At 57.9% G+C, this 13,680-nt stretch carries 9 protein-coding genes; 2 read left to right on the top strand and 7 right to left on the bottom strand.

What is annotated here, in order from left to right; translation table 11 throughout:
* Positions 1-290: 290 nt before the first annotated feature.
* Positions 291-1,643 (bottom strand): tricarballylate/proton symporter TcuC, encoded by a 1,353-nt coding sequence (tcuC, locus tag ACVIYL_RS43325; RefSeq protein ID WP_456781544.1) that lies wholly within the window; start codon positions 1,641-1,643, stop codon positions 291-293.
* Between the two features lie 1,166 nt (positions 1,644-2,809).
* Here tcuC and ACVIYL_RS43320 point away from each other — a divergent pair.
* Together ACVIYL_RS43320 and ACVIYL_RS43315 are read left to right on the top strand one after the other, a co-directional pair.
* On the top strand, positions 2,810-3,862 hold the full coding sequence (locus tag ACVIYL_RS43320) for a GFA family protein (protein WP_456781543.1): 1,053 nt from the start codon (positions 2,810-2,812) through the stop codon (positions 3,860-3,862).
* A gap of 23 nt (positions 3,863-3,885) precedes the next feature.
* The gene (locus tag ACVIYL_RS43315) at positions 3,886-4,563 is read left to right on the top strand and encodes a 2OG-Fe(II) oxygenase (protein WP_456781542.1); all 678 of its coding nucleotides are present in this window, start codon (positions 3,886-3,888) and stop codon (positions 4,561-4,563) included.
* A 218-nt stretch (positions 4,564-4,781) separates the two neighbouring features.
* Here ACVIYL_RS43315 and ACVIYL_RS43310 read toward each other — a convergent pair whose 3' ends face one another.
* The 6 genes from ACVIYL_RS43310 to trpD form a co-directional block, all read right to left on the bottom strand.
* Complete coding sequence (locus ACVIYL_RS43310; protein ID WP_456781541.1) at positions 4,782-6,065, bottom strand: preATP grasp domain-containing protein; 1,284 nt, start codon at positions 6,063-6,065, stop codon at positions 4,782-4,784.
* A 205-nt stretch (positions 6,066-6,270) separates the two neighbouring features.
* The gene (locus tag ACVIYL_RS43305; RefSeq protein WP_456781540.1) at positions 6,271-7,806 is read right to left on the bottom strand and encodes a class I adenylate-forming enzyme family protein; all 1,536 of its coding nucleotides are present in this window, start codon (positions 7,804-7,806) and stop codon (positions 6,271-6,273) included.
* A gap of 1,352 nt (positions 7,807-9,158) precedes the next feature.
* Positions 9,159-10,283, bottom strand: a complete 1,125-nt coding sequence (locus ACVIYL_RS43300) for a M20 family metallopeptidase (RefSeq protein ID WP_310885114.1) — start codon at positions 10,281-10,283, stop codon at positions 9,159-9,161.
* A 630-nt stretch (positions 10,284-10,913) separates the two neighbouring features.
* Entirely contained in the window at positions 10,914-11,438 is a 525-nt protein-coding gene (locus ACVIYL_RS43295) for a flavin reductase family protein (protein ID WP_310880959.1), read from the bottom strand.
* Between the two features lie 263 nt (positions 11,439-11,701).
* Entirely contained in the window at positions 11,702-11,884 is a 183-nt protein-coding gene (locus ACVIYL_RS43290; RefSeq protein ID WP_080667282.1) for a hypothetical protein, read from the bottom strand.
* 245 nt (positions 11,885-12,129) lie between these two features.
* Positions 12,130-13,137, bottom strand: a complete 1,008-nt coding sequence (gene trpD / locus ACVIYL_RS43285) for an anthranilate phosphoribosyltransferase (protein ID WP_456781539.1) — start codon at positions 13,135-13,137, stop codon at positions 12,130-12,132.
* Positions 13,138-13,680: the final 543 nt, after the last annotated feature.

Here is a 13,680-nt window from a genome sequence, read left to right as displayed (position 1 = left end):
GAGCGTCGGTCAAGTGCGTGCGCAACATGTAGCCCGGGCCCGCGATCTGCGCATTCTGTCGGGGACCTTCTTCATTTGCCCGCCAATCATCTGGTTCCGCAAACTGTGTTACGGCCTCGATCAACGAGGGGAACCGGCCGAGCCCATCAAGCGCGTCGACAAGAGGCTGCGTATCCGTGTCCAGCTCGCGATACTTCGCAGGCGTATGCTCGTCGTTCGCAAGCCGCCGAGGCCAGAGCGCTACGGTTAGTTGTAATGAACGAGAGGGAACACTTAAGGGTTACAGTATCCTAGCGCGATGCAGCTTGCGCGCCTAGGGCGGTGTCGGACGGCTCAGAGCGCGAAGGCTTCTCGACCCTCGATGGCTTGGCGGTCCCCCGATAGATGGTGAGCGCCGCTATGATGCCGAGCGCGGCTGCAATCATCAGCCAAAACCCGGGTGAAGCCTTGTCATTAGTCCGTTCAATGAGCCAAGTCGAAGCGAGTGGCGTAAAGGTGCCAAATAGAGCTGCCGCGAGCGCAAAGGCCAGGGAGAAGCATGTTGTGCGCACATATGCAGGCACGATCTCGACGAGAGCCCCGAGCATAGTTCCGCTATAGATGCCGAAATAGAACGAGAACATCATCGCCACGGCCAGCATCTTACCGAAAGTGGGTGCGCTCACCAGCCAACTTAAAGCCGGATAGGCGGTCATCAACGCTAGGCTAGCAATGCCGAGCACAACCGGCTTGCGGCCGATACGGTCGGAAACGGCGCCGCCAATTGGATTCCAGATGAAGTTGGTCGCGGCGACCAAGAGCGTCACCAAGAGCGCGTCCTGGGTGGACAGCTTCAAGACGGTCTTGCCAAACGTGGGCGTGTAGACCGTAACGAAATAGAAGGTCGTTGTGGTCAGGATCGCCATCATCATCCCGAGAACGATGGTGCGCCAGTTGATTAGCGCCGAGGCAAAGATTTCGCGGGCCGTAGGATGCTTCTTCATCGCCAGAAATCCGGGGGTTTCCTCGAGCGTTCGACGAAGGAAGAATATTAGCGGGATGATAAGGCAGCCGAGAAAGAAAGGAATGCGCCAACCCCAGGAGGCGACGGTTTCGACTGGCATCGATGCGTTCAGGAGGTAACCCACGATTGCCGCGACAAAGATAGCGACCTGCTGGCTGGACGACTGAAACGAGGTATAGAAACCACGATTGCCCGGGGTTGCGATCTCCGCCAGATAGACCGAAACGCCGCCGACCTCGACACCGGCGGAAAAACCCTGCAACAACCGTCCGGCTAGAACGATGATCGGGGCGGCAATACCGATTGTCGCATAATCGGGACAAAAGGCGATAATCACGGTGCCAATCGCCATGATCGATAGCGTGATGATCAGGCCTTGGCGACGGCCGATCTTGTCGATATAGGCGCCCAGCACGATTGCGCCCACCGGACGCATTAAGGCGCCCAGCCAGAACACGCCAAAGGTGTTGAGCAATGAGGCGGTTTCGTTCTCTGACGGGAAGAAGGCGTTCCCAATCGCGCTGGCGTAAAAGCCAAATAGGAAAAAGTCGAACTGCTCAAGGAAATTCCCGCTGGTCGCACGCAGGATCGCGTTGATGCGCGATTTGACCGTCGCGTGCTGAATGAACGTTTGTGACACCGCGAGTTTCCTTCCCGTCTGAAATGGCCGGTTGCGGAAAAACCTCGCGGCCAGCCCAAGGCAATCAGGCCGTGACTTTCTCTTAGAGACAGACGTAGCCGACAACCGGAAGGCGCCTCATCTTTTCGGCTTATTTTCGGCGACAGCGCATTGGTGCACAGAATCTCGGGATTTGTTTGACAACCAAGAGCGTTCCTCTACGTCTATCGCGGCAAGCCCGCTCTTGAGATGAAATTTGGCCGATGGGGTTCGTTTTCCGCCATTCGTTGGCCATCTATGAGGCCCTGCGGTCCGCGGACTCGCCGGCGCTGTCCGGTTTTTGACCGCCGCGCAAATCCTGTCAGGTTCAAAACACCTGCAATGATGAGCCGGTCACGAGCGTGTTTTTTCAGCGCATTCAGAACTTTATGGATTGGCGGTAGGCTTGGCATGCAGATTGCTGCTAAGCGCGCAGGAACACAGGATGGTGGACGAGTGCACGTAGGACGCACAAAAACCAGTAGAGGACTCTTTGCATTGAGACACTCGCGCTGGCCAGCCGGGTGCGGTTCACACCAGCAGTGCGGTACTAGGCCCGCAGCGAGTTCGTTGAACTGTCAGCGAGGCGAACCACGAGAGCGTGGCCAATCCAGGACACGTCGCGCAAGCTCGAAATGTCGGGGCGACCAGATATGTCACTCCCGCATGTGACGTGAGCCTCCCCAGGGCTGCGCGTCCCTTACCGCTTCTGCAAGCGCGAGTGGCCACCCTGCTCTGGCATCGGATCGCTCGTGGATCGGGATCCGAGTACGGGATGGTCCTGGCTTCAATCAATGCCCAGTTTCCTATCCACGACTCATGAACAGGGACTGAGCCCATGATGCCACTCTTTGTTGCTGCGAAGATGGTCCAGGGAAAGGTCGCCTACATGGCGACGCGACCAAAAACTCGTCGAACCGACGAACTCTCCGATCTCGCTACTGCCAATAGTTGGCCCTTACACGGAGTTGCTCGTCAAGAATCGTTCTCTCCTCACGGCTAGGGTTCAAATGAGGTCTTCTCAAGCGTCTCAAGTTCAACTGGATCAGCCTTCGCAGATAGTCTTCGAGTACTTGACTGAGCAAGCGCGAACTCTGTTTGGCCCGCATCCGTTCGCTGCGGAGATGTCTGAGGGCCAGGTTGCGGGCATGCTGCCTGAATATTTGGCGATGTCACAGGCGTTCCCTTACCTGCAGGCAGGTTCGCAAAAGGATCTCATATTTGATGCGATGCGTCGCAATCGAGACCTTCCGAGGGATATTGAATTAACCAGCGTGGTCGCAAATTTCATCTGTTGGGATGAGATGGGTGGTTATGGCCGAGTTCTCCGTGGCGGCAAGGCTGCGCTGCCCGATATCCTGGCCACTGAAAACTTCCACTCAAATCTGCTTAGAAAGGACGCATCGCGACTACTCGGCAGACCAATACAGCCCAGCTACAGCACTACAACGAAGCGATACCTGCATTCCATCTACACCGGATTGTCGTCGAAAGACCCGTTAGTGCGCTGCGCCTACATGGTGGCTTTTGAGCTGCATGCTGCGGAAATGATCCAATCGCTGTGGACCACTCTGGTCAAAATCTTTGATGTACGGTCTGACGATCTTGAGTACTTCCGCAGTCACGTCGGCGGCGACGATCCTGCCGAGAAGTATCACGGAGAAATGACGACCCGGCTCATTCGCGAACTTGTGCCTGCTGACGGTAATAGTCGTTTTTTGGATGAATTCGATCGCGCCTATCGGCTCAGCTTACAGTGGTGCCGCGATCTGCTGCGAACTGTCTCAGGTGAGGGAGACGGCCTTGCGGAGATCGAACACCATGGCCGTTGTCATTGTGGTTCCGTCAAGTTCTACGTCCGAGCGCCGCGAGAGCTATCTGCGGTTCGATGCAACTGCTCGATCTGCCAAATGTCCGGGGTACTGCACCTCCTCGTGCCCGGCAATAAGCTCACGATTGAGTGCGGCGAAGAATTTCTCACCACGTATCAATTCAACAAGAATATCGCTCGTCACACGTTTTGCCGGATCTGCGGCGTAAAGCCATTTTATAGGCCGCGATCGAATCCCTCCGGCTTCAGCGTGAACATTCGATGTTTGGATAAGAGAACGATCGAAAACATGAGAATAGAAGATTTCGACGGTGAGCATTGGGAGGAAGCGTTCCGCTCGACGCACGAGGATTGGGAAGCCAATCGTTAGATCAAACCTTGGAGTGAAGCCGTATGGCCCGCGCAATGAATGATAGATCTCGTCTGCTTTCAGAGGAAGCTCTCACCAAATATCGTATAGAGCTGTTGGTGAAGGGTACGGTCGTGATCGCTCCCCAGACGTTGTTCACCCAAGATGACTTGGCGAGGATCGATCAGCTCCAGATGGAAATTCCCGAAGAGGAGGTGCGGTTGGGCGATGCTGGCGATTCGCACAATGTCTTTGTAAAGCGGGTGAGGGTGGATCCGCCCGGCCGCCCTCCTAGCAATGCGCATGGAAGAGCTACAGGACAGATCATCGAACTGCTCGAGAGGAAAGACCGCAGCTTTGCGCTGAAAAAGATCTTGGGAGCATCGTCAGATTACGTGATTCGCCGATGCCAAATGCATCGACTGCCTCCCGGTTCGTTTGTTGGCATCCATTTGGATGCTGAGAGCGACCCCGACTTCGACTACTCCGTGATCGTTCAGCTCGCGAGGGACTTTGAGGGGGGTGAGTTTGTGGTCTATCCGAGCGCGTACGAACAGCAGGTATTTCGTCCGCCGCTCGGGGCCGTGCTTGTCACCACATGCAAGCTTCGGCATGAGGTGAGGCCCGTGCACGCTGGCGAGCGCCGATCGCTGGTGTATTTCTGTTCAAAACGCAGCGGCGCGAATCGCCGGAACATCGAAAGCTCTGCTGATGACTTATAGGAGCCTTTGCTGGAATGGCCTTCGAACGGGTTGAATATGGAGAGCCAACCTGTGACAGACACCGTGCGCTTCGAAGAGCGGACCTTGCGCCGTATCCTAAGTTCGCGGTGGGATCTACTTCGAGCGAGACGAAGCAGATACTCACCTGACGTTCCCAACCGCCGGCGTGCGGGCACAGGCAGGGGTTCGAATGAACGGAAGAGTTTGAAACAGTGATTTCAATTGACCATTGCCAATAACGAGTGCTGCAGAGCGCGGGCAGTGGGCCTATCGCGCGCGATCACCAGGCACTCCACCGTGCCTGCATCTTGATCGACGGCAAGCGGAATCACGCCTTCCTTCCGTGTGTCATCGAATAGAAATCCAAGCCTGACGAAACGATCAAGCGCAGCTTGGAGAGAACATGATGGGACGTTTCGCACGGATGAAATGACGTGGCGACCGGAGTAGTCGATGCCGAGCAGCCGGACGGCAATGCTGTGTAACACCGAACCTCCGCCCCATCGGCCGTTCGCTTCGTTAAAGAAAAGCCGGCCGTCGCTCGCGAAAATGCCATCAATGTTGATCATTCCGCGGTATCCCAACGTTCGCGCGAGCTCCACAAATCGGTAGGCGTGCGCCTGGGCGGCCAGCCATTGCTCGTTCGTCAGGTCGCTGGGAAGCTCAAGTCCTGTCCAGATGAGCGCCCGTTCGGATCGATCTTTGCTGCGACGTAGCCGTATGTTGCCGCTGTTGATGAAAACGATGGAACCGTCCTCCTCTATCTCATACTCGAGATAGAAAAGAGCGCGAGCCAAGTGGTACGATTCAACGACCAACGTCTTGCAGGATGCTGTTGTCAGCTCGGACCAAAGTGCTTCAGGATCAAACGATGGCCAAGCAACCGCTCGGGTATCTCTTGCCCCAGGGAGTGGACTGCTTTCATTGCCGGTCAGGATGACATTTCCGACTCCGCCCGCTCCATTGTCCAACTTGACGATCACGCTGCCGCTCTCTGACCTCAAGGAGGTCACCGCTCTGAATAGTTCGTCTGGGCTCGTGGTCGCGCATCCACTGGGCAGCGGGAGCGCGACACTAGTCGCCAACTGACGGAAGTGACTCTTGCGGTTCAGGAGATCCGGCCCTCGCTGCAAAGCGAAGTCGTCCCCGCTCTGCGGGATGCCTAGCAGCGCCGCCAAGCGCGCTACGCCTTCGCTAGAGTAGCAGGAATGGATTTTCCAAGATGAGAAATTCCGGCGAATATGGCCGTTGAGTCGCTCGACGAGCGTATTGGACAGCAGGGTGCAATCATTAAGAATCGGTGATCCGCCGCTGCCTTCAGGCACAAGCGTAGAGAGACTCGAGGCATCGAAATCGAGCGTCGCGCCAATGAAGAATAACAAGTCTGTCGGGATTGCTATCGGAGAGACTATTAGGTCACCCTCCTGTGCAAACCAGGCAGAGCGGCATGCGGAGTTGGCGGAAAGGGACAGTTGAGTTGCTGTCAGATCGCTGCCCGACATTTGAGCCGTCCCGGCATTCATGATTAGGACCCGAGGCAACGACGGTCCCCCAGGCACTTGGCGTGATCAAACACAGACCGCCATGCCAGCAACGATGAACTCGCAGCGGCGCATCGTATGCAGGTAGTGACCGAAAGGCGGTATTGCGCCGTCTCGATATCTCTTTTGGTGCAATTGGGAACTACGCCCAGCCAATCCGTCGATCTCAATCGTTGTCTCCTTGCGGGCTTGACTGCGTGTCGAGCATCTTCAGCATGAAGTGCTGGACCTTGCCCAACGCCGTTTTCGGCAGCTGTTGCGTGAAAATGATTTCGCGCGGTACCTTAAAACGGGCAAGCTGCGATTGGACATGCGCCAACAGCGCGTCGGCTCCGATCCGGGTCCTCGGTCGCCTGATCACATAGGCTATCGGTACTTCTTCCCAGCGCGGGTCCGGTCGACCGACGACTGCGCATTCGGCGACATCGGGATGGTCCATGAGCACACGTTCCACTTCCGCCGGATAGATATTCTCTCCGCCGGAGATGATCAGATTCTTCTTGCGGTCGCGGATCCAAAAATATCCATCGGCGTCGCAGCGGCCGATGTCACCAGTGCGATACCAACCTTCACTAAAGGCCTCATGCGTCGCCTGTTGATCGCCCCAATATCCGCAGAAAACGTTGGGCCCGCGTACTGCGATCTCGCCTGGGGTCCCTGGCGGCAACTTGGTGCCGACATCATCGATGATGGCTGCTTCGCAATAAAGACCAGGCAGGCCGCTTGCGCCGTCAGGTACGGGATCTGCGCCGAGCTTGGTATACACAGCGATGGGAGAGGTCTCCGTGGAACCATAAACCTGTAAGACTGGCACTCCGCGCCTGACAAAGCGCTCGACAAGGCGCTGAGGCACCATCGTCGATCCGGTACAGATTGCTTTGAGCGCGGACAGGTCCGTGCTTACCCACCGCGGATGGTCGGTTAGCGCTTGCATCATGGCCGGCACTAAGGCTGCTACCGTGGGCCGGTCCAGTTCGAATGCATCAAACGTTGCCTCTGGCGTAAAGCGGCTTTGGATAGTTATCGTCGCGCCGTGATGCAAGCCTGGGGTCGTCTGGATGTTCAGGCCGCCGACGTGGAAGAGCGGCAAAACAGTCAGGGCGTGATCGGTCGAGGTTAGGTCATGCATATGCTGACTCATGACCCCGTTCCACAGCAATGCTTCCTGACGCAGCACAGCGCCTTTAGGTCGCCCTGTGGTGCCCGAAGTATAGACGATCAGAAGCGGGCAAGACAGGTCCGCACGTGGATTGCGTTCGCCACCACAGTCTCCGTCCATAAGGTCGTCCAACTTGCTTCCGCCCGGCGGCTCAAAGTCCAGCCCGACGAGGCAGATATCAGGAAGTTGCCGCGTCAGATCCGGCAAGACTGCGTTAAAGGACTGCTCAAGCATGAGAACTTTTGCCCCGGAATCGGACAGAATGAAAAGCCGCTCGGCGGCCGCAAGGCGCCAATTCAATGGGACGAGAATTGCGCCGAGCCGCGCGCAGGCATAGAGCAAGGTCAGATAGTCAGGCCGGTTGAGGCTGAGGATCGCGATCCGGTCACCTCTCTCGACGCCGAGTTGGCTCTTGAGGCCGCGAGAGACCCGCTCAATCCGTCGATAGAAGCCGGCGTAGCTCAGGGTCTGTCCCTCGAAACGGATCGCGGCTTTGTCGGGAGCATACGCAGCGTTGCGCTCGATCAATGTGCAGAGATCCAACTCATTCTCCGTGTGATTGCGCTTCGCAAGAGACGTTAGTTCCAATGTAGTTCAGCCGCGAGTCCGGAATTACTTCGCCAGACCTCGATTGAGTGCTTCGGCTACCCTTCGCAAAGGCTATGATCACGTGGCCTTTAGCATGACGAAGCGGTTCTTGAGGATTGTCGTGGATTGCGAACGATCGACACTTTTCGAAGTATCTCAGGCACTTGATCCACTTGCTCTGCTGTTCTCGGCAGAAGTGGCGTGCATCTGTCCGTAGTGATAGGTACACCATGACGACTGTTTCTTGCCTGGTCTTTGACATACAGGTTCGCCGCACATATATGCTGATCTTGGATCTCCATCTTTGAAGCCGACAATGGCCCGGCATTGGCCTTCAATGTGGTCGATCAGCAGGACCTTTTTGACGCCGTCCGGCGCTTTCAACTTGCTGCTCCAAAATACCGCGCCATCTCTTCCGACGTCACGCCGGTCACGCCGAGCGCCACGTGCAGCTCAAGTCTCTTGAAAGCCTCGGCTGTCACACGCTTGCGCGAGGGGAGGGCCCCGCCAGTGACGGGAAAGTGGTGTGAACCGAGCGAACCACCGGTTCTCCGAATTGAGTTCGGTACGGTGGTCTCGCCGTTCGGTTTCAAATTCGGGACGCGGCGGCGCCGTGCAAGGGCCCGGGATTTACGCCGATCTCTTCCGGCATCACCGTCTCGCCGGCGCCTCACTTTGGGATAGCCCCATAACATCGGTTCCGGAATCTGGGGCCGTTCACATCTACCTTCGAGCCGTGGCGCTGCGATCAAGACTAGCTGCATGAGCATCTCGACCAACTCGCTGTTGGGGATGAGGATCATGACCAACACCCAGCGTATGTTCTGATGAGGTGAGACATTCGCAATCCTTCACGATTCCGACGGCAGACGAAGGCTCGCGTCGTTCTTCGGATCGTACAACTTAACGTTACGTCCGATTCAAGCCCTTTCGGCAAAGCTCTCAGGTTTGTCGGGAAAGCGCTGCCGAGAGGCGTGGTATCGACAGCAATTCTGCGCCACGGTCTGCGTCAGAATGTCGCTTGAGACTAGGTTCGCGGGCGATGAGGCCGTGATCGAAACGCCCACGCTTATGCGATCGGGCATCCGTCGTCTTCGCAACCTATAGCGGATGGAACGTCCGCTGCGCCGTCATTGAATCCTTCAGTCCGCGTCTGTCGGATGCACAGGGCGAGATCGGACGATCATGTTCGACAAGTCGGCCTCATGGCAACTTATCACGTTGCGCCGTTCGAACCGGCCGCGCCAATGTGCAAGCGTATCTTCATTCGGTGCACGTCGCGATCGCGGGCTCCTCAAGTGCGAAGATCATTGCAGCGTCTGATAGAGGCGATAGAGGAGCCGGGCGCGCGGCTCAATCGATGAAATGTAGAGTTGCTCGTAATGCGTATGGGCTCCCTTGCCGTCAACGCCGAGACCGTCGAGGGTCGCGGTGTGCGGCGCGGTGAAATTGCCGTCCGAGCCGCCGCCGCTGAAGACGTCGAGCAGCTTGAAGCCGAGCTCGGCGGCAAGGCCCTTGGCGTGTTCGTAAAGTGCGGCCCCGGCGTTGCTCTTCTCATACGGTGGACGGTTCAATTCGCCGGCGACCTTCACGCTGACGCCCTTGGTGCGCGAGGTGATGCCGAGGATCTTCGGCACCAGCTCGTCGGCGTCAGCCATGGTCGGCACCCGCATGTCGACTTCCGCATAGGCGTCTTCGGCAACCACGTTGGGCTTGGTGCCGCCGCGGACGACACCAACATTGACGGTGACACGGCGCTTGAGATCGTTCATCGCCTCCAGTGTCTGGATCACATTGCCGAGTTCCCGGATCGCGCTGCAGCCGTCTTCGGGGCGCGCGCCGGCGTGGGCCGGCGTGCCCTTGACGAAGACGTCGAAGCGCGCAACGCCTTTGCGTCCGGTGACGATCTTGCCGCCGTCGCGCGCGGGCTCGGTCACCAGCACGTACTTGGCCTTGCGACCCTCGGCCTCGATCAGCGGCCGCGACGTCGGGCTACCGGTCTCTTCGTCCGATACGTAAAGCTGGGTGATGCCGAGCGGAGGGCGGACATCATCGGCGCAAGCCTGCCGGAACGCGTGATAGGCGAGGTAGGCGCCGCCCTTCATGTCGTAGATGCCAGGGCCGAACGCCCTGTTGCCCTCGACCTTGAACGGCAACCGCTCGATGAACCCCATCGGATGAACTGTGTCGAGATGGCTCAGCACGAGAATGCCCGGTACGCCCTGCCCCCAGGACGAGCGCGTGACCAAATGATCGCCGCGGCCGTCACGCCCCGCAACGCGCTCGACGGTCGCCGACAAGTCACGATAGCCCGACGCGACGAGATCAGCCAGTTTGTTGACCTGATCCGGCCGCTCGGTCGGAGACTCGATTTCGACCCAACGGCGGATGCCATCGAGAATGACCGCGGTTTCGAACGGGTTGCTGGACATAGTTGTCTGAACCTTTGAATTCGACTTCATCGGTCGCAAAAGAAGGCCTGCGCGCTGGATCACAATGCGTCGGGTGGACCTCTGAAGTCTGGTCTTGCCGCAGGCAATAATGCCGCGCCGGTTGCAATAACGGACCTACCAAGCTTGGTAGGACGCGATTATGAAAGCTCAAGATTCCGTACCGGTTTGGCTGTTCTCGCGAGCCGCAGCCGTTTCAATCAGGAAGTTCCTTCGATAACTGCGCAAATTACATTCCCTGGCATCAATCCAGCCGCCTCGTGGGTGCTAGCTGTCATCTTCCTGTCATTTCACGTTTCTGCGATCTTTGGGGGGGACCGGCAGGCAAGAATGTGCGCAAGTTCGGCCACGCAAGGACCGGCACCCCCCTTGTGTAGGTGCGTGCTGGATTGGCTAACCGCGGCGGTCGCGCAAGCCGTCGATCAGCCCGAAGGGGTGCGTGCGGAGTTCTTCGTTGTCTATGGCCGCGCTTGTAGGGCTAGTCGCGATTCGCAAGCAATTCCTGCAACGCATGTAACGACACAGATCATGAAAATGCAGATCATCTCTCCCTCAACTCTCGCAGACTCGCGTGAGTGCCGCGCTTGCCCGAACAGCGCTGGGAAGTCGCACTCAATCAAGCAACAAGGTTCGAAGCGCGCCCCTGAAATTGATCAATGGATTGCCGTGACCTACACGGGTCGCGATAACTCGGCCGATAAAGATGCTATGTGTCCCAATTACCTTGTGGTCGTACAAGACGCATTCCAGCGCACAAAATGCGTTCCGCAATAGCGGTACATCGAGAGCGCCCTGTTTCCAGGGCGCGGTATCAAAGCGGTGAATACCTTTCGCTCCTCCCTGACCGCCAAAACGTAGCGCAAGGTCCTCCTGGTCAGTGCTGAGAAGACTGACGCCAAAGCTGCGACTGGCGAGTATCCCGTCGTGCGTCTCGGAGCCGGCATTTATGCCAACGAGCAGACACGGCGGCTCCATGCAAATGGAGGTCACAGAACTAACCGTCAGCCCCCGTCGTTCGGCGGCCGTTCCTGTCGCCACGATGGCGACACCACCTGCCAGATTTCGCATGGCCTGACGGAACTCTGTCGCTTGGACTGATGGAATATCCCGAATCCCAGGAGCAGACTGGTGGCTCATGACCTGCCTCTGGAGTTGTACTCCAATTCTGGTGCTTCCGTTACGAGCAGATGAGGTTGATCCATTTGCATTTGCTATTGGGCGCGCTGTAATCAAATGGCTGCTCCATTTCGCAGGGTAGCTCAGCGGGAGGAGATTTCCTGCTTGCGAGCGCCCTATTGATGGGCAAGGCGGCGGCTCGCAATTGTTCTCGGGCGTCGATCGCGGCGAGGAATCCATGAGTAGTCGGCCGGATGTTCTCCGCATTTAGCAACATCGGCACGTTAATGTACTCTCAAAAGAACACGCTTTTTCGCATCGAGAAGATGCTCATCGAGCGTCGCGTGCAGCGCACCTCGCAGCTCCGGCGGGATCGAGCCGTCCGTGTCGATCAATTCCCGAAACTTTCGAATGATGTGTTCTATCGTGGCAATAGATCCGAGTGTTTCCATATCCTGTGAGGACATCCCCGCTTATCTCCTTTGGAGCGCAGCGCGCCCACTCCGTCGCGGATCCCGACTTCGACGGTGTGCCGCAACGGGCTCTTGCCGATGAAGAGGGGTGGTTCTCGCGCGACGTGCTTAAGGCTAATTGTTTGATCAAGGCGCGGACTGGCGCACACCGTCTTCGAAAGCTCGCAGAAGCAGCGCACATTCCTGGCTGCACTCCCTTCGCGCTTGTCAGAACGTTGGAACATCGACCAACTCGGCTGTCACGCATTAGAAACCGTGATCAGGCGCTTCAGTCGAGCGGCCGCGGCGCCACGATCAAGCGAATCTTTCCCAAGTGCAACGCCTTCCTGTAGCGTCGAAGCTCGGCCGGCTACAATCAAAGCCGCCGCCGCATTCAAAAGCGCGGCGTCGCGAAATCGACTTGGTGCACCATCGAGCATGCATTGCAGTGCGGCGGCGTCGGCATCACCGCCTTCCAGCGCATCCTTGCGGCAGCGGGGGAGCCCGGCTTCTTCCGGCGTCACCTCGAACGTACGGACTGTACCCGCCTCAAGCGCTGCAACAAAGGTCTGGCCGGTAAGGGTTAGTTCGTCGAGCCCGTCCGAGCCATGAACCACCCATACCGATTCCGCACCAAGGTTCTTCAACACGTACGCCAGAGGCTGGACCCATTCGCGAGAGGATACCCCGACGATCTGTCGCTTGACCCTGGCCGGATTGGCCAGTGGTCCGATTAGGTTGAAAATTGTGCGGGTCCCAAGTGCGGTCCGAATCTGGCCAACGCGCTGCATCGCCGGATAATGGGCCGCCGCAAACATGAAGCCGATGCCGGCTTGGTGCACGCAACGCGCAACTGCCTCAGGCTCAAGATCGATCTTCACGCCGAGGCGCGCCAACACGTCTGCGGCGCCCGAACCTGAGGACGCAGCGCGGTTGGCATGCTTGGCAACAGGAACGCCGGTCCCCGCGACGATAAAGGAGGCGCACGTCGACACGTTGACCGAACACAAAGGACCGTCGGTCATGCCAGCGATATCGATGGGATCGCATGCCGCCTCGACCCGCGGCATTCTATTCCGAATCGCGGAGGCTGCACCCGTGACTTCTTCGACCGTTTCGCCGCGGACCCGCATTCCCATCAACAAGCCGCCGATCTGCGAGGGAGTCGCGTGCCCCGACATCACGCTGTCGAAGGCTAACGCGGTTTCCTCACGCGTCAGAGTGGCGCCGTTGGCAACTTTGCCAATGATCGATTTGAGCGCTTCCATTGAACTTTACACGGTCCCTGTCCAAAGCTTAGGCTTGTCCGTTCAACGGGGGCTTTTCGTTGAAGAGACATGGCATTGGTGCATCGAAGCAGCTGGCTACCCTGTCCCCGGGCGGCTGATAGTTCATTGACCCTTGCGCATCAGTTGGTTGAGCGCGGGGCTCGAAGTGAGGCTACAACCTGACGCTACGTGAGGGTCAAGCTCTCCATTTCATGGTGCGGTCCGGACTGATAACAGCAGTGCTGGCGCATGGACGCCAGCGCGAACATAATTGTCTCACGCCGGCGCTTGCCGCGGCTGCCTCTTGATCGCGGTGTTCCGATCCGGTGCACGGCATCCTTCCAAGCCTTTTGCCCTGGGGCGCTGCTCCACGGAGCGTTGAAGCGGGCTTCTATTATCTGCTTCGGGTCGATCGAAGCCAAACCTCTTGGCTAATAGAGAGTAACGCGCATTGCAGACGAAGATGCACGGCACGTAACGAACGGTACGCTCCCCTGCTTTCATAGAGTGCTTGAAAGCTTTGTGGACCCGCTGGGGGCCGCG

The sequence above is a fragment of the Bradyrhizobium sp. USDA 3315 genome (assembly GCF_054056795.1).
The sequence above is the reverse complement of the archived record's forward strand: the minus strand, read 5'-3'. Positions and strand labels throughout refer to the sequence as shown.